Origin of the sequence: Terribacillus sp. JSM ZJ617 (genome assembly GCF_044383785.1) — a bacterium.
Classification (GTDB): domain Bacteria; phylum Bacillota; class Bacilli; order Bacillales; family Amphibacillaceae; genus Terribacillus.
Genome location: NZ_JBISEQ010000001.1, coordinates 52,887 through 69,219 on the forward strand (window position 1 = coordinate 52,887; position 16,333 = coordinate 69,219).

Consider the following 16,333-nt stretch of genomic DNA (forward strand, 5'->3'; position numbering starts at 1 on the left):
AATTAAGATTACTCCTTGCTCTTATGAAAGATAAGAGCCGTTAAGTCCAAAAGGAGGTGCAAACGGATGAGAGAATACGAAATCATGTACATCGTCCGCCCAGATATCGAGGAAGAAGCTAAAACTGCTCTAGTTGAGCGTTTCAACGGAATCCTAACTGATAACGGTGCGGAAATCGTGAAAGTTGACGAGAAAGGCAAGAAACGTCTTGCTTACGAAATCAACGATTACCGTGATGGCTACTACTACGTCATTAATCTAAACGGCAACGAAGCCGCTATTAATGAATTCGACCGTCAAGCGAAGTTCTCTGATGATATTATTCGTCAGATGGCTATTCGTCTAGACGAGAAATAAGGAGGGGTTCTGATGTTAAATCGTGTCGTACTTGTCGGCAGATTAACCAAGGATCCGGACCTGCGTTATACACCAAATGGAGTGGCAGTTGCCAACTTTACCTTAGCAGTAAACCGTCCTTTCTCTAATCAGTCAGGCGAACGTGAGGCAGATTTCATAAACTGTGTTGTATGGAGACGTCCAGCTGAAAATCTGGCGAACTTCATGAGCAAAGGAAGTCTGGTTGGCGTAGATGGCCGTGTCCAAACGAGAAGCTTCGATAATCAAGAGGGTAATCGTGTATATGTAACAGAAATTGTTGCGGATAGCGTGCAATTCCTCGAGACCAAAGGTGGCTCTCAAGGAGGCGGACAAGGTTCTTCTGGATACCAAAATCAGAACTCGAACTTCAACAACAATAATAACAATTTCAATAGCAACAATAACAATAATAATAACTATAATCGAAATAACGACCAAGATCCTTTCCGTGATAAAGGTGAACCGATCGATATTTCCGATGATGATCTACCATTCTAATTTAAGGGAGGCAATCTGATATGGCAGCACGTCGTGGTCGCGCTAAGCGCAGAAAAGTATGTTATTTCACAGCAAATGGCATCACTTACATCGATTACAAAGACGTTGATTTGCTTAGACGTTTCATCTCCGAGCGTGGAAAAATTCTTCCTCGCCGTGTGACTGGAACTTCTGCAAAATACCAGCGTAAATTGACAATCGCTATCAAACGTTCTCGTCAAATGGCTCTATTGCCATACGTGAGCGAGTAATGAGAAAAGCATCATCCTGATGGATGATGCTTTTTTTATATATTTTAATAGCTGAGTATACGACAAGAGGCTCTATATGGAGGGTCTCTTTTTGCATCTAGTTTTCAGAATTTAATTAATTTGATAATAAGCGCCTATTACGAACAAGATGCTTGAATCTCATAGCAGAACCCTTATAATGGGAAAAGTTGATTCTTAATCTGACAGATGGAAAGGAGCATCTATATGGCTGCTACTACACAAACAATTGACAAGCATGTGCAAGTGGAAAATCGTATTCCGTTGATCATTGTCTTAATGGTGGGGAATTTCATTGCATTGATAAATGAAACTGTGATGAATGTCGCTTTGCCCAATATAGAAGAGACCCTTGGAATCCAAACGACGACTGCTCATTGGCTTTCAACCGGTTATATGCTGACAATCGGTATTCTTATTCCGATCAGTGCTTATCTGATGCAGCGTTTTACCACGCGGCAATTATTGCTGACTGCACTATCGTTTTTCTTTATAGGAACGCTGATTGCCGGTATTGCTCCTAACTTTTCAATTCTGTTGCTCGGACGTGTGATTCAAGCTTCTGGTTCAGGGATTATCATCCCGCTTGTAACGACAGTGATCATTACGATCACACCGCTCGCCAAGCGCGGTTCCATGCTTGGGTTGCTCATGGTAGTGATACTGTTTGCACCTGCTATCGGTCCTGTATTTTCCGGTCTTGTTGTGGAACAAGCTTCCTGGCGATTTGTGTTCATCAGCGTATTGCCTGTGACACTTGTTTTGCTTGGCTTTGCTGCTTATTATGTTCGGAATGTGCTGGAGACGAAGCGTACAAAGATCGATATCCTATCTGTCGTGCTGGCAGTGATCGGTTTTGGTTCCATCGTCATCGGATTCAGCAGTGCTGGAGCAGAAGGATGGACAAGTCCGTTAGTATTGGGCGCTTTAATGATTGGCCTAGCTGCGATTGCATATTTCGCTTATCGTCAATTCAATTTGGAGACGCCGATGCTGGATTTGCGCCCATACAAAAATAAAAATTTCTTAATGGCAATTTTAGTGACCATTACAGTCATGATGTGCTTCTTTGCAGCGATGATTCTCTTGCCTGTGTTCATGCAGGATGCTTTAGGAATCAGTGCTTTTGATTCTGGTATAGTCCTGTTCCCAGGCGGTATCATGATTGCAATCATGGCATTGCTTACTGGCCGTCTTTCCGATAGATTCGGTCCTAAGCCATTTGCTATCACAGGAACAGTACTTCTAGTAGCAATGATCGGGTTGATGACGACAATTTCAACTGAAACGACAATGCTGCAGTTTACGTTGCTGTATGTTGGCTTTACTTTCGCAATTGGGCTGATTCTGACACCGATGACGACATTGGGTCTGAACCAATTGACGGAAGAGCTCTATTCTCATGGCAGTGCTTCTCTGAATGCCTTTAATCAAATCTCTGGGGCAATTGGTCCGGCACTGTTCATCACCTTGATGAGCGGCGGGAGCCAAGCTGTAGCTTCCCAGAGTGCTGATCAGGCGATGACAGCTGGCTTACAGTTTGCGTTTACTATTGCAGGGGCCTTTGCTGTTGCCGCCGTAGTATTCGTTCTGTTAGTCAAACAATCCAAACCAGTTCACCATTATCAATACGAATGAAAAATAGCGAGTTCCCTGAGGGGGCTCGCTATTTTTGTAGCTGCTGCACAATTTTGGAAAGATCATCATGAATGATAATATCAAATAGCTCATCCATGACTGTTGGTTCCCGATTGATCAGGATGGATGGCTTTCCAAGTGAGCTGGCGTATTCAGGAAGCATGTTGAATGGACTGACGAGCAGGGATGTTCCTAATACAAGTACCAGTTCGCTCTGCTGTATCGCCCGTTCTGCTCTGTCATGCTCGGTAATCGGATCACCAAACAAAACAACATCCGGCTTCAGCACATGCTCACAACTTTCGCAAACAGGGGTTTCAGCTGCCAATAGATAAGGCAAGCCATAGCTCCTGCCGCAGTTCGGGCATGTGGCACTATTCAAAGTACCATGGTATTCAATGACATGCTCATTACCTGCAAGGGTATGAAGACCATCAACATTCTGGGTGATGACAGCGATTTGTTTTCCGTTCACTTCTAAGTCTCTGAGATAGCGATGTACATGGTTCGGACCGTAATCCTTTAGCAGCTTCACGCGGAAAATATCCTTGTATTTCTGCCAGAAATCTACTGGATTCTTATAAAAATAGTGATTGGAGATATAGTATTCCCGGGATTCATCAGCAGTCCAAAGGCCAGTGGTGGAGCGGAAATCAGGAATACCGCTGGCAGTGGATACGCCAGCTCCAGTCAAGACTGCGACTGATGAAGCACCTGCGATCATTTTAGCTGCTGTTTCCAATTGCATGTTTCATACCTCCAGTGCATTTATTATTTTTTCCAGTATAGCAAAAAAGGCAGAAGGAAGCAGATAACAGCAAAATCCGAACAATCGGATTTGCTATAATTATTAGAAAACATATTGACAATGACTGTAAGTCTGCTATGATAAATAAAAAATTGAACCAAAACATAACTATGTTGATGAAGATCATACCTTTGTTCGTGATTATCCAAGAGAGCTAGTGGCTGGTGTGAACTAGCATAATTCGTCAAAGGGCAGCACTTCTGAATAGGCAGGCTGAATTTAGTAGGTTTGTCCGGTATATGCCCGTTATGCATAGCTTCAATGAAGGCTGTCGTGTGGAAGCAGACAGTGAAAAAGGGTGGCACCGCGTGAGTAGATCCAAGCTTTTCGCCCCTTACTTATCAGGTAAGGGAGCGGAAGGCTTTTCTTATGGGCTCTTTTACCTGTGAAGATATCTTACAATCCAAGGAGGAAAAGAAATTATGTTACCAGATCAACTTTTACTACGGATTCCAGGACCATCACCAATTCCGCCTAGTGTACAGCGCGCAATGAGCCAGCCGATGATCGGCCATCGCGGTGCAGAGACAACAGCTTTGCTGCAGCGGATCAAGCCGAAATTGAAGCCCGTATTCGGAACAGAACACGATGTACTGCTTGTGACAGGCAGCGGTACAGCCGGCTTGGAAGCGGCAGTAGCCAATACTTCCAAGCCAGGAGATGACGTGTTGATTGTAGTCGTAGGTGCTTTTGGTGATCGATTTGTAAAAATAGCCCAAGCATATCAGCTTCAAGTACATCGTTTGGACGTTACATGGGGAGAAGCGGTAAATCCGGAGGATATCAAGACATTCTTGCATAAACATCCGGAAATCAGCTCTGTTTTCGTCACATATTGTGAAACGTCCACAGGAGTGCTGAACCCAATCAAGGAAATCGCAGAAGCAGTCCATGATGTATCGGAGGCTTTGGTCATCGTTGATGGCGTATCCTGTGTGGCAGGTGTAGAGACGGAATTTGATAAATGGGGCATCGACATTTTGGTGACAGGAACGCAAAAGGCATTTATGCTGCCTGGAGGCATGTTCTTCGCTGTAGTAAGTGACCGGGCATGGCGTGTGATTGAAGCAAATACTCAACCCCGGTTCTATCTGGATCTGACAAAATATCGGGATGGACTCGAAAAGGACAGCACACCATTCACACCGGCTTTATCCATATTGTTCGGACTGGAGCAAGTGCTCTCATTGCTTGAGGAAGAAGGGCTGGAGCAGGTGTATGCTAGACATCGGCTGATGCGGGATATGACAAGAGCTGCTTTCCGTGCGTTAGATATACCGTTGCTAGTAGAGGATGCTAATGCTTCTCCGACAGTTACGGCCATTAAACCGGCAGACTTCGACGCCGAGCAGCTGCGTAAGCAAGTGAAGCAGGAGTTCAACCTGGCGTTTGCAGGCGGACAGCAGCATATGAAGGGAGAAATTTTCCGGATTGGTCATATGGGATATTGCTCTCCGGCAGATGTACTGCAGATTATCGGAGCAGTGGAAATCGGTCTTGTGAAAATTGGCAAACAGATCACATTAGGCGCAGGCACAGCAGCAGCACAGCAAATCTACTTGGAACAAGGAGCGAATTGAACATGACTTACCACGTACTAATCAGTGATCCGTTAAGTGAAGAAGGCATGGCCCCATTAACACAAGCAGATGACTTTGCTGTTACAGTGGACACTGGCCTGACGGAAGCAGAAATCATCCAAAAGATCAGTAAATATCATGCGCTGCTTGTCCGCAGCCAGACGACTGTTACACGTGCAATCATGGAAGCAGCTCCTAATCTTAAAGTGATCGGGCGTGCTGGTGTTGGGGTGGATAATATCGATCTGGAAGCTGCAACAGAGCTTGGCATAGTCGTTGTCAACGCACCGGATGGGAATACTAACTCCGCTGCTGAGCATACAGTTGCGATGATGATGTCACTTGCGCGCAACATCCCGCAGGCTTTCCTTGCTTTGAAGGAAGAACGCTGGGAACGTAAGCAGCATATCGGCGTGGAATTGAAAGGTAAGACACTTGGTATTGTCGGCATGGGACGAATCGGGGCAGAAGTTGCATACCGTGCAAAGGGACAGCGTATGGATGTAATCGCCTATGATCCATTCCTGACAAAAGACCGTGCGGATAAGATGGGGATTGGCTATGGAACACTGGAAGAGGTCTTTGCTGCGAGTGACTTCCTGACAGTTCATACCCCATTGCTGAAAGAAACACATCATATGATTTCCACTGAAGCTTTCGCACAGATGAAAGATGGTGTGCAGATCATGAACTGTGCAAGAGGCGGGATTATTGATGAGGATGCTTTGTATGAAGCAATCATCAGCGGGAAGGTAGCTGGCGCTGCATTGGATGTGTTCGAAGAGGAGCCGGCAGTTCATCATAAACTGCTGGAGCTGCCGCAGGTTATTGCCACACCGCATCTAGGTGCAAGCACAGTGGAAGCGCAGGAAAACGTTGCGATTGACGTCAGCAAAGATGTGATGCAGATTCTGCAAGGAGGTCAGGCGATCCATCCGGTCAACTTCTCTTCCATTTCTCCTGAAGTGATGCGGAAAATCCAGCCTTACTTTGATCTTGCTGAAAAGCTCGGAGCCTTCCTGGCGCGCACAATGCCTGATGCAATAGAGGAAGTGACCGTCTATTATGCGGGAGATCTGGCAGACCAAGAGGTTGCTCCATTGACACGAAATACAGTCAAAGGGTTGCTGCAGCGTTATCTAGGAAATGTAAATGACGTAAACGCGACTCACCTAGCCAAGAAACGCGGTATCACAATCAATGAGCAAAAAACATCTACAACAAGAGGTTTCACTAGTCTGGTAACAGTCGAGGCAAAATCGGCAACCGTGACGCATCAAGTAGCAGGAACATTGGTTAATGGTTTAGGAGCACGTATTGTGAAGGTGGATGACTATTATGTCGATGTCACGCCAGCCGGCCATATGTTGCTCGTCCGACATAAAGACCAGCCAGGAGCAATTGGCCGTGTAGGTACATTACTTGCTAAATACGCAGTCAATATCGCAACGATGCAGGTAGGGCGCTCAAATGAGGGCGGCGACGCAATCATGATGCTGACGGTCGATAAAGAGCCGCAGAAAGAAGAAGTGGAAGGATTAAAACAGCTGGATGACATTTTTGATGTGACAGCTATCACGATATAAAAAAAGCGAGCAGACTATGTCTGCTCGCTTTTTTAGCGCTTTTTGGCTTTTAACATATAAAATATCGGAAGGCCGATGACTGCTATTCCGATTGAGAGAAGGCAGCTAAGGAAGTCTGTGAATAATGTACTGATCAAGACAAACAAAGAGCCTGCAATTGCTGCAATCGGGATGAACGGATAGAGCGGCACACTATAAGCACGTTCTTTTCCTTTATTACGCCTCCGCAAGATGAAAACAGCATAAAAAGCGAGAACATAAAACATATAGATCGTGAAAATGCTGATTTCAGACAGCTTATCAGGATTGCTGACAAGCATGAAGATGATAGAAAGCACAAGCTGCAAAATGACTGCGACCCAAGGTGTATGCAAGGTAGGATGCACCTTTTTGAGCAGGTTGGAAAACGGCAGCTGACCGCGTTCAGCCATTGCGAATGGAATACGCGGGAATGTGAGGATCTTACCATTTAGACAGCCGAAAATGCTGACGATGATACCCAAACTAACGATAATCTCACCGGCATCACCTAGCACAAGCTTAGCTGCTGTGCTAGCTGCATTTGTGTTCAGACTTACAATTTCTGCTGCAGGCAGGATATAAAGCATGGCAGCGTTGATAAACAGGTAACAAGCTGTCACGATCAGAATACCGCCGATCATCGCTCTTGGTAATGTCTTTTCCGGATTCTTCATTTCGCCGCCCATGGAAGCAAGCATGATCCAGCCATCATAAGCGAACAGTGTGGCTAATACGGCCGCGCCGAAGTTTATATCGGAAATGGCTTCCGGTACTGCGCTGAAAAAGTCCGCATCGCCTTTCCAAAAACCGAAGATAACAATAAGCAGGATTGGGAGCAGCTTGCCGATTGTCGTAACAAGCTGTACAGCACCGCCGAGTTTTGTGCCTAATATGTTAATGATACAAAGGAACACGACGCTTGCGATACCAACAGCCGCTGTCCATTTTGTATTCCAGCCGAACAAATTGACCATGAGAGTTCCGAAGTATAGTCCGAGAGCCCCGATGATGGCTGGTCCATAAAGAATCGTTTGCACCCAGCCGCATAAGAAGCCCCATAGTTCTCCATACGTTTCTTCTAAGTACGCGTACAAACCGCCAGTCTTTGGAATTTGTACACCGACTTCAGCAATGGTCAGACCGCCAGCGAGTGTCAGCAGTCCGCCGATTAACCAAGCGAGCATAGCAATTTCAGAACTGCCAGCATGACTCAGCACAGGGCCTGGCTTCATAAATACTCCAGAGCCGATGATGGTTCCTACTACGATGGATAAACCTAGAAATAGTCCGATTTCCTTCTTTAATGCTGTGTTCTCTGGTTGATTCATGATGTCACTCCTTATCGACGCAGCATACTGCATTCCTTTAGTGTAGTAATGAAGATATGTAGTTCATTATAGGAAATGTGCCTGCAAATAGAAACTAGAAAAAGTATTCTGACATGTAAGGGTTTTATCATAAAAGAAAGGAGCTTGCAGCAATCTGCAGCTCCTCTGGATAGTGTCTCCAAATAAAGAGTAGTTATGTGTTTGTTCAGCCTAGCGGCATTGCTTTGCGCTGGCGCTTTTCGAATGTTTGAATCTCAGTATAGCCGACCTGTTTGGCAAGCTCTATTGCCTGTTGGTATGCATAACCTACATGCTTTGGTGCGTGTGCATCGGAGTTTATCACGATGCCGACACCAGCATCATAGCATTTCTGCAATAGTACGGGATCGGGATATATTTCCCCGACTGGCTTCCGCAGACCAGCTGTGCTGATTTCAATGCATGTGTCATTTTCTGAGAGCGCTTTGACAACTCGATCATATTCTCCTTCGACAAAGGCTTGATCGTCTGGTTTATAGCCGAAAATCTTAATCAGATCAATATGGCCGACAAAGCTGAATAACTTGGACTGGGCAAGTGTGATGATTTGGTCATAATAATCACGGTACGCCTGCTTCAGATCCCGTTTTTCATATTCTTCTTTATAAATATCCAGATCGATTCCCCACTCACGAATCCAGTGGACGGACCCGATGACGTAGTCGAAAGGATGCTGATCGAGGAATTCTGCCATTTCGGCTTCCTTACCAGGTGTGTAATCCATCTCGATTCCCATTTTGACAGGAAGTTCAGCTTGTTTGATCTCTTTGAAAAAAGCGAGATAATCCTGAAAATGAAGTGTCCGGCGGTTTTCTACCCACGGGTTGGATAGGATTTTGTTTGTTTCTTGAAAGAAGTATGCATGCTCCGAAATCCCGAATTCTTCAATCCCTTTTTCTTTCGCCGCACTGAGATATTGGCGGATATAGTCCAAAGTAAACGAGCCAGTTTCTGCCATATGTACATGATAATCGGTCAACAAAACGTCCAACTCCTAACGGTTAAGTTAAAAATAGTGTGACATATTCTGCAGGATGTTCCAAGAGGAGATTTCACAACCTGCCCGAAAGCTGAACTTCTGAAATAATAAAAAAAGCTCCGCCTTTATAAGGAAGAGCTTTCCAGGGATATAGGATTAGAAGATAGAGTGCAAGTAACCGCCGATGCTGCTGATTAAAAGTGTTGCTGCGAGAATCGCATTGAAGTGACTATTTTTCATGGTATTCCGGTCCTTTCCGTAGATTGAATTGGTTTTTGTTTACCCGTTTCGTTGTGTTTATAACCTGATCTGATCTTGGAATAATCATAGCACGCAGGAATCTTGTACTTCTTCCTGTTTCGGTAGAAAAATTGTGTAAAAAGTGTGGAAAAGAAAAATCGACTGCATGCTTGTCGCGATGCAGCCGATTTTGAGGTTCGTCTCATTAGTGGCTAATGAGGTATGTAGTATGTAGTGCTAACCCGTTGTAAGGTTGTCTCACTATTATAAAGGCTCATTTCAGAAAAATAAACAGGTAAATTAAGATATTCACAAACTTAGCAGCTGGTGGGACTATCTTCACGGCGAATCATTTGTTTGAAGACTTTCTTTCGGGTATAATCGTGGGGTAGCATTTTTTCGGATGAACAGCTTTTTTCTCATGCCTTCGTCCATTACAAACGAACGTAAGCACAGCCTATGCAGCTGTGCTTTTTCTACAAGTGCAAGATTACATATTTAAATGGGGTGTCACGATTCATGAACAATACTCGACAATTGACGGAAGGAGCTATGCTTGCGGGGATTTATCTGGTGCTGCTGCTTATCGCAACTTTTGCACCAGTGATCAGTATCCTGGCGACGTTCGCCATGCCAGTACCGATCATCCTCTATTGGATCCGCCATGGTTTCAAGCCAGGTATCTACTTTGCTATCGCCATTCTGCTTCTTTCCTTCATAGGGACACTTGCCGGGTTTTTCATTACGATTTCAGTTGTGATTGGAGCGGCAGCGACGGGTTATTCCCTTCATCACAAGCAATCGACTTATGAAGCTTTATTAAAAGGAACTGCAGGGTATGCACTAGGATTCACTATATTCCTGGCAGGTACGCAATTTGTATCAGGAATAAACATCATTGACGAAGTTCAAACAAGCTATCAGGCTACGATCCAATCGGTTCAATCTGAGATGGATACGGTCGGGGTGACAGTAACAGATGCCCAGTGGGAACAGGTCAATGCTATGTTTGATTATATCATGGTGCTGATTCCGACAATGATTGCTGCCGGCTCCCTGCTGTATGCTTTCATCACGCAATGGCTGGCTCAAAAGATCCATAATCGTCAGAGCAAAGATCGGATCCTTTATCCGCCATTCCGCCGATTCAACCTGCCGGTCATCGTATTATTCATCTATTTCATCGGTTCATTCGCCCGCTGGTTCGATATGGATCCAAATGGATGGCTCTATCCGATTGTCGCCAATGTCACGGAGCTTGCCGGAATCCTTCTCGTGCTGCAAGGATTCTCGTTCTTCTTCTATTTTGCCCACCACCGGAATCTGCCAAAAGTCCTGCCGATTCTTGCGGTCGTACTATCGGTCCTTTTCGGGACAGTACTGCTGTATCTTGTGCGTATTTTGGGTATAATTGATGTAGGATTCAGGCTGCGGGAGCGGATGAGCAGCAAAAAGTAGCATGGTCGCGGAATTTAGGTTTAGGAGCTGACATATATGCCAGAGATATTTAAGAAACCAGCATTGAGTAAGCATTTGATCGTGACATATGTACTTGCTGTCATCCTGCTTGTTTGTGTATGGTTTTATGAATGGAAGCTTGGGCTGCCGCTGACAGTGCTCCTGGCTCTGTCTTTTTTCTACAGTATACTGACGGAACAGCGAATGCAGGACCAGACGGAGGAGTACATTTCGACAATGTCCCACCGTGTCAAGAAGGTCGGCGAGGAAGCACTTTTGGAGATGCCGATCGGGATCGTACTGTACAGCGAGAATTACCAGATTGAATGGACGACGCCTTATATGAATAGGTTTGCGGAGGATACACTTGTGGGTGCCCCGCTGGATGATTTATCTGATGCGCTGATACCAGCAATCAAGGACGAAAAAAACGAGGTTTGGATTACGCTTGATGATTATGATTTCCTGACAGTGATCAAAAAGGAAGAGCGGCTTCTGTATTTATTCGATCGGACGAAGCAGTTGGAAATCCAGAACTTATATAATGAAGAACAGACCGTTCTAGCTATCATTTTTCTTGATAACTATGAAGAGATGACCCAGAATCTGGATGACACAGCGAAAAGTCAGATCAATTCCCGTGTGACAGCTCAATTGAATGAGTGGTCACGCCAAAAAGGTCTTTACTTAAAGCGTACATCTCAGGAACGATTCTTGGCAGTACTCAATCAGCGCATTTTGAGGGAACTGGAAAAGACGAAATTTGAGATTCTCGATGAAATTCGCGGCTTGATAACAGATCAGAATATACCGATCACCCTTAGTATAGGTGTCGGAGCCGGCGGGCAGACATTACCTGAGCTTGGGGAACTTGCACAATCAAGCTTGGATTTGGCGTTGGGACGTGGCGGAGACCAGGTTGCCATCAAAGGAGAAGCCGGCAAGGTGCGCTTCTATGGCGGCAAAACGAATCCGATGGAAAAACGGACCAGGGTTCGGGCACGTGTTATATCTCATGCGCTGAAGGAATTGGTCAAGCAGAGTGAGCAGGTGCTCATCATGGGGCATAAAGCGCCGGATATGGATTCAATCGGAGCTGCCATCGGAATCTTGAAAATTGCAGAAGCAAATGATATTGTCGGGCATATTGTCCTTGACAAGCAGGATATTACAGGCGTTTCTAAGCTGATGTCGGCCATTCAAAAGGATGAAGAGCTTTGGGAACAATTCATCAGTCCAGAAGAAGCGCTCGATCGTGTAACGAAGAACACACTTGTTGTCGTTGTTGATACGCACAAGCCTGTAATGGTAGCTGATGATAGACTGCTCAGCAAAACGGAACATGTTGTGGTGATCGACCACCATCGCCGGGCAGAGGAATTCATTGAAAAGCCGACGCTCGTCTATATGGAGCCATATGCATCCTCGACAGCAGAGCTTGTGACAGAGCTATTGGACTATCAGCCTAAGAAGCTGCGATTGTCCACCTTGGAAGCAAGTGCCTTGCTCGCGGGAATTATTGTCGATACGAAAAGCTTCACGCTTCGTACCGGGTCAAGAACATTCGATGCGGCATCCTATTTACGCTCCAAAGGCGCTGATACCGTCCTTGTCCAGCGTTTCATGAAAGAGGACTTGGATACGTATGTCAAACGGGCGCACTTAATTGAGAATACGGAGCTCTACCGGGAAGGCATCGCAATTTCTGCAGGTGAAAAAGGGCAGGTATTCGGGCCGGTTGTCATTGCTCAGGCAGCAGATACATTGCTGACGATGGATGGTGTGAGTGCCAGCTTTGTCATTTCCGAGCGGGAAGATGGCCGTATTGGTATCAGCGCCAGATCACTTGGACAAGTGAATGTTCAAGTGATCATGGAGAGGATGAATGGCGGCGGACATTTGACAAATGCTGCTACACAGATCGCTGACACAACAGTAGAAGCAGCGAAGGAAGAGTTGCAGCTGATCATTGATGAATATGTTGAAGGGAGAAAAGAAGAATGAAAGTAATCTTTACAGAAGACGTAAAAGGTAAAGGGAAAAAAGGACAAGTAAAAGAAGTGCCAGATGGTTATGCACGCAATTACTTGCTTAAAAATAACTTGGCTGTACCAGCTACAAAAGGCAATGTGAAAGTACAGGAAGCAAAAGACAATAAACAGCATCAGCTTGAACTCCAGGAAGTGGAGGATGCGAAAAAATTGCGTGAAACGCTTGCTAACCTAACAGTAGAAGTAAAAGCGAAATCCGGAGAAGGCGGCCGTCTATTCGGATCTATCACAAGCAAACAAATCGCTGATGAGCTGAAAAAAGCTCATAAAATTAAATTGGACAAACGGAAGATCGAACTGAACGAACCGATCCGGGCTCTTGGTTATCGTGACTTGGATGTGAAGCTGCATCCGGAAGTAACAGGTAAAGTGAAAGTCCATATCAGCGAGCAATAATATTTTTTCCAACAAAATACTAGCAGTTTTCCATCCCCCTTTTTACACAAAAGGGGGATATTTCGGTACAATGGTAGCAGTATGCCAGAAATGGGGGAATCATGATGGAAGAAGTCTGGAATGATCGGACCCCTCCACATAATATAGAAGCAGAGCAAGCTGTAATTGGTGCTATTTTCCTGGAACCGGAAGCTTTATCGAGAGCATCGGAACAGGTTGTAGCGGACGATTTCTACCGAGCAAGCCACCAGCGTATCTTTGATGCGATGATGCGCCTATCCGATAGGGGAGAACCAGTTGACCTGGTAACCGTCACCACTGCACTTGCTAATGCAAAATTGTTGGAGGAGGTCGGTGGCGTTTCGTATTTGAGCGATCTTGCTAACGCCGTTCCAACTGCAGCAAATATTGAATATTACAGCAAAATCGTAGCTGAAAAGGCGCTGCTGCGCCGACTTATACGTTCTGCCACGGATATTGTCACATCCAGCTTCGCTAAAGAAGATGCTGTCGAGGATGTTCTCAACGAAGCAGAGAAATCGATTATGGAAGTATCCGGCCGTAAAAATTCCGGAGCTTTTCAGAACATAAAGGACGTTTTGATCGAAGTATACGATAATATCGAGAAATTACATCATCAAAACGCTTCTATTACAGGTATTCCGACTGGTTACCGTGACTTAGATAAAATGACCTCCGGATTCCAGCGTAATGATTTGATCATCATTGCTGCCCGTCCTTCTGTAGGTAAGACAGCATTTGCCTTGAACATTGCACAAAATGTATCGATACATGCAGGGGAAAATGTAGCTATCTTCAGCTTGGAGATGGGTGCATCACAGCTTGTATCACGTATGCTCTGTGCAGAGGGGAATATCGATGCACAGCGTCTGCGGACAGGAAGTCTGCAAGCGGAAGACTGGGCCAAACTCACGATGGCAATGGGGAGCCTGTCTAATGCAGGGGTTTATATCGATGATACGCCTGGTATCCGTGTAAGTGATATCAGGTCCAAATGCCGTCGTCTGAAGCAGGAAGGCGGATTGGGGATGATCCTGATTGATTACTTGCAGCTCATCATGGGTTCAAGCTCTGGAAAAGGAGAAAACCGTCAGCAGGAAGTATCGGAAATCTCCCGTTCCTTAAAAGCTCTAGCCCGTGAGCTGGAAGTGCCAGTAATCGCTCTATCACAGCTTTCTCGTGGAGTAGAGCAGCGACAGGACAAACGTCCGATGATGTCCGACTTGCGTGAATCAGGAAGTATCGAGCAGGATGCCGATATCGTCGGCTTCTTGTATCGTGATGATTATTACGACAAAGAATCGGAGAAACAGAATATCATTGAGATCATTCTGGCTAAGCAGCGTAACGGCCCGGTAGGAACAGTCGAGCTGGCGTTTGTGAAAGAGTATAATAAATTCGTAGATTTGGATCATAGATATTCGGAAAGCGATGTTCCACCGGCATGATTACTGCACCCTATCAATCGATAGGGTGTTTTTTAACGAACAAATATAGGTCTTAGTCAGTAAATGTTCGGTTGTATCATTGACATGTGTTTTGGGGATTGATACACTTTAGAGGTGTTAAAAATAGTTTATTTGGCGGAGGTGCCACACAGATGTCCTCAGTAGTAGTAGTAGGAACCCAATGGGGAGATGAAGGGAAAGGGAAGATCACTGACTTCCTTTCACAAAATGCCGAAGTTGTTGCTCGTTATCAAGGCGGGAACAATGCTGGCCACACAATTAAATTCGATAATGTCACATATAAGCTTCACTTGATTCCATCGGGAATTTTCTTCCCGGAAAAGAAATGCGTATTAGGCAACGGTATGGTAATTGATCCAAAGGCGCTGCTAGAAGAATTGAAATATTTGCACGAGCGCAATGTCAGCACAGATAATCTTGTTATTTCCAACCGTGCACATGTCATTCTTCCGTATCATCTGAAATTGGATGAGCTTCAGGAAGAAGCAAAAGGTGTTAATAAAATCGGTACAACTAAAAAAGGTATCGGTCCTGCTTACATGGATAAAGCAGCCCGCATGGGTATCCGAATTGCAGATTTGCTGGACAAAGATGCTTTCCGTGAAAAGCTGGAACAGAACTTGGACGAAAAGAACCGCCTGTTCGAGAAAGTTTATGAAAGCAAAGCCTTCACAGTAGAAGAAATCCTTGATGAGTACTATGAATATGGACAGCAAATCGCGAAGTATGTAACAGATACATCCGTTGAGCTGAACAATGCACTGGATCAAGGCCGCCGCGTACTGTTTGAAGGTGCACAGGGTGTCATGCTTGATATCGACCAAGGTACTTATCCGTTCGTTACAAGCTCCAACCCGATTGCTGGGGGAGTTACGATCGGTTCTGGTGTAGGTCCGACTAAAATCAATCACGTTGTTGGTGTTTCCAAGGCATACACAACTCGTGTCGGTGATGGTCCGTTTCCAACAGAATTGCATGATGAGATCGGTGATCAGATCCGTGAAGTCGGTCGTGAATACGGTACAACAACAGGCCGTCCGCGCCGTGTGGGCTGGTTCGATAGCGTAGTTGTCCGTCATGCGCAGCGCGTGAGCGGTATTACAGATCTTTCTTTGAACTCGATCGATGTACTGACAGGGATCGAAACCTTGAAAATCTGTGTTGCTTATCGTTACAAAGGCGAAGTCATGGAGCATTTCCCAGCAAGCCTGAAAGAATTGGCGCAATGTGAGCCAGTTTATGAAGAGCTGCCAGGCTGGACAGAAGATATTACAGGTGTTCGCAACTTGAGCGAGCTTCCAGCGAATGCGCGCCACTATCTTGAGCGTATTTCCCAGCTTACAGGTATTCCACTAAGCATCTTCTCTGTAGGTCCAGACCGTACACAAACAAACGAAGTAAGAAGTGTATACAGCCAATAAGTTGAAAAATCGTCCATAGGGGCGATTTTTTCTTTTTTCTTCCAAAAACTGCCGAATCGACCCCTTGCAAAGACATTTGACCGAAATTGCTGTAAAATAGGAAGGGTATGCAAACACTGAACTAGTAATAAAAGATAATACAATTCAGATAAA

General features: G+C 45.3%; 14 protein-coding genes and 1 other annotated feature. Of the genes, 11 read left to right on the forward strand and 3 right to left on the reverse strand.

The window, feature by feature from the left end:
* Positions 1-66: 66 nt before the first annotated feature.
* The 4 genes from rpsF to ACH6C1_RS00295 all read left to right on the forward strand — a co-directional run bounded on the left by rpsF (position 67) and on the right by ACH6C1_RS00295 (position 2,783).
* Positions 67-357 carry a 30S ribosomal protein S6 gene (gene rpsF, locus ACH6C1_RS00280; RefSeq protein ID WP_095222056.1) on the forward strand — a complete coding sequence of 97 codons (291 nt, stop codon included), beginning with the start codon at positions 67-69 and terminating at the stop codon, positions 355-357.
* 12 nt (positions 358-369) lie between these two features.
* Positions 370-876 carry a single-stranded DNA-binding protein gene (ssb, locus tag ACH6C1_RS00285; protein WP_095222054.1) on the forward strand — a complete coding sequence of 169 codons (507 nt, stop codon included), beginning with the start codon at positions 370-372 and terminating at the stop codon, positions 874-876.
* A 20-nt stretch (positions 877-896) separates the two neighbouring features.
* Positions 897-1,127 carry a 30S ribosomal protein S18 gene (rpsR, locus tag ACH6C1_RS00290; RefSeq protein WP_038562624.1) on the forward strand — a complete coding sequence of 77 codons (231 nt, stop codon included), beginning with the start codon at positions 897-899 and terminating at the stop codon, positions 1,125-1,127.
* A 225-nt stretch (positions 1,128-1,352) separates the two neighbouring features.
* Positions 1,353-2,783 carry an MDR family MFS transporter gene (locus ACH6C1_RS00295; protein ID WP_366248353.1) on the forward strand — a complete coding sequence of 477 codons (1,431 nt, stop codon included), beginning with the start codon at positions 1,353-1,355 and terminating at the stop codon, positions 2,781-2,783.
* A gap of 28 nt (positions 2,784-2,811) precedes the next feature.
* Here the strand turns inward: ACH6C1_RS00295 and ACH6C1_RS00300 are convergent, their stop codons facing one another.
* On the reverse strand, positions 2,812-3,531 hold the full coding sequence (locus ACH6C1_RS00300; RefSeq protein ID WP_374073589.1) for an NAD-dependent protein deacylase: 720 nt from the start codon (positions 3,529-3,531) through the stop codon (positions 2,812-2,814).
* A 164-nt stretch (positions 3,532-3,695) separates the two neighbouring features.
* Positions 3,696-3,929: a binding site (T-box leader), on the forward strand.
* Positions 3,930-4,013: 84 nt separating this feature from the next.
* On the opposite strand from ACH6C1_RS00300, the gene ACH6C1_RS00305 reads away from it, so the two are divergent.
* On the forward strand, positions 4,014-5,171 hold the full coding sequence (locus tag ACH6C1_RS00305) for a pyridoxal-phosphate-dependent aminotransferase family protein (protein WP_374073591.1): 1,158 nt from the start codon (positions 4,014-4,016) through the stop codon (positions 5,169-5,171).
* A 2-nt stretch (positions 5,172-5,173) separates the two neighbouring features.
* Complete coding sequence (gene serA, locus ACH6C1_RS00310) at positions 5,174-6,757, forward strand: phosphoglycerate dehydrogenase (protein ID WP_095222036.1); 1,584 nt, start codon at positions 5,174-5,176, stop codon at positions 6,755-6,757.
* Between the two features lie 32 nt (positions 6,758-6,789).
* Here serA and ACH6C1_RS00315 read toward each other — a convergent pair whose 3' ends face one another.
* Both ACH6C1_RS00315 and ACH6C1_RS00320 read right to left on the reverse strand, forming a co-directional pair.
* Entirely contained in the window at positions 6,790-8,106 is a 1,317-nt protein-coding gene (locus ACH6C1_RS00315) for an APC family permease (RefSeq protein ID WP_374073594.1), read from the reverse strand.
* 205 nt (positions 8,107-8,311) lie between these two features.
* On the reverse strand, positions 8,312-9,127 hold the full coding sequence (locus tag ACH6C1_RS00320) for a histidinol-phosphatase HisJ family protein (protein ID WP_095222032.1): 816 nt from the start codon (positions 9,125-9,127) through the stop codon (positions 8,312-8,314).
* A gap of 756 nt (positions 9,128-9,883) precedes the next feature.
* Here ACH6C1_RS00320 and ACH6C1_RS00325 point away from each other — a divergent pair.
* The 5 genes from ACH6C1_RS00325 to ACH6C1_RS00345 all read left to right on the forward strand — a co-directional run bounded on the left by ACH6C1_RS00325 (position 9,884) and on the right by ACH6C1_RS00345 (position 16,180).
* Entirely contained in the window at positions 9,884-10,822 is a 939-nt protein-coding gene (locus ACH6C1_RS00325) for a YybS family protein (protein WP_374073597.1), read from the forward strand.
* Between the two features lie 36 nt (positions 10,823-10,858).
* A complete protein-coding gene (locus ACH6C1_RS00330) occupies positions 10,859-12,826 on the forward strand; it encodes a DHH family phosphoesterase (RefSeq protein WP_374073601.1) in 1,968 nt (655 codons plus the stop codon).
* Positions 12,823-13,269 carry a 50S ribosomal protein L9 gene (rplI, locus tag ACH6C1_RS00335; RefSeq protein ID WP_095222027.1) on the forward strand — a complete coding sequence of 149 codons (447 nt, stop codon included), beginning with the start codon at positions 12,823-12,825 and terminating at the stop codon, positions 13,267-13,269. Before ACH6C1_RS00330 ends, rplI begins: the two co-directional genes overlap by 4 nt.
* A 104-nt stretch (positions 13,270-13,373) precedes the next feature.
* The gene (gene dnaB / locus ACH6C1_RS00340) at positions 13,374-14,738 is read left to right on the forward strand and encodes a replicative DNA helicase (protein ID WP_095222025.1); all 1,365 of its coding nucleotides are present in this window, start codon (positions 13,374-13,376) and stop codon (positions 14,736-14,738) included.
* Between the two features lie 152 nt (positions 14,739-14,890).
* Entirely contained in the window at positions 14,891-16,180 is a 1,290-nt protein-coding gene (locus ACH6C1_RS00345) for an adenylosuccinate synthase (RefSeq protein ID WP_374073603.1), read from the forward strand.
* Positions 16,181-16,333 lie beyond the last annotated feature (153 nt).

What these genes read in the sequence shown, in the direction of transcription:
- ACH6C1_RS00300 (WP_374073589.1), bottom strand. Translation starts at nt 3,531, where the DNA reads ATGCAATTGGAAACAGCAGCTAAAATGATCGCAGGTGCTTCATCAGTC.
- rpsF (WP_095222056.1), top strand. Translation starts at nt 67, where the DNA reads ATGAGAGAATACGAAATCATGTACATCGTCCGCCCAGATATCGAGGAA.
- ACH6C1_RS00305 (WP_374073591.1), top strand. Translation starts at nt 4,014, where the DNA reads ATGTTACCAGATCAACTTTTACTACGGATTCCAGGACCATCACCAATT.
- ACH6C1_RS00325 (WP_374073597.1), top strand. Translation starts at nt 9,884, where the DNA reads ATGAACAATACTCGACAATTGACGGAAGGAGCTATGCTTGCGGGGATT.
- ACH6C1_RS00330 (WP_374073601.1), top strand. Translation starts at nt 10,859, where the DNA reads ATGCCAGAGATATTTAAGAAACCAGCATTGAGTAAGCATTTGATCGTG.
- rpsR (WP_038562624.1), top strand. Translation starts at nt 897, where the DNA reads ATGGCAGCACGTCGTGGTCGCGCTAAGCGCAGAAAAGTATGTTATTTC.
- rplI (WP_095222027.1), top strand. Translation starts at nt 12,823, where the DNA reads ATGAAAGTAATCTTTACAGAAGACGTAAAAGGTAAAGGGAAAAAAGGA.
- dnaB (WP_095222025.1), top strand. Translation starts at nt 13,374, where the DNA reads ATGGAAGAAGTCTGGAATGATCGGACCCCTCCACATAATATAGAAGCA.
- ACH6C1_RS00295 (WP_366248353.1), top strand. Translation starts at nt 1,353, where the DNA reads ATGGCTGCTACTACACAAACAATTGACAAGCATGTGCAAGTGGAAAAT.
- ACH6C1_RS00345 (WP_374073603.1), top strand. Translation starts at nt 14,891, where the DNA reads ATGTCCTCAGTAGTAGTAGTAGGAACCCAATGGGGAGATGAAGGGAAA.
- ACH6C1_RS00315 (WP_374073594.1), bottom strand. Translation starts at nt 8,106, where the DNA reads ATGAATCAACCAGAGAACACAGCATTAAAGAAGGAAATCGGACTATTT.
- ssb (WP_095222054.1), top strand. Translation starts at nt 370, where the DNA reads ATGTTAAATCGTGTCGTACTTGTCGGCAGATTAACCAAGGATCCGGAC.
- serA (WP_095222036.1), top strand. Translation starts at nt 5,174, where the DNA reads ATGACTTACCACGTACTAATCAGTGATCCGTTAAGTGAAGAAGGCATG.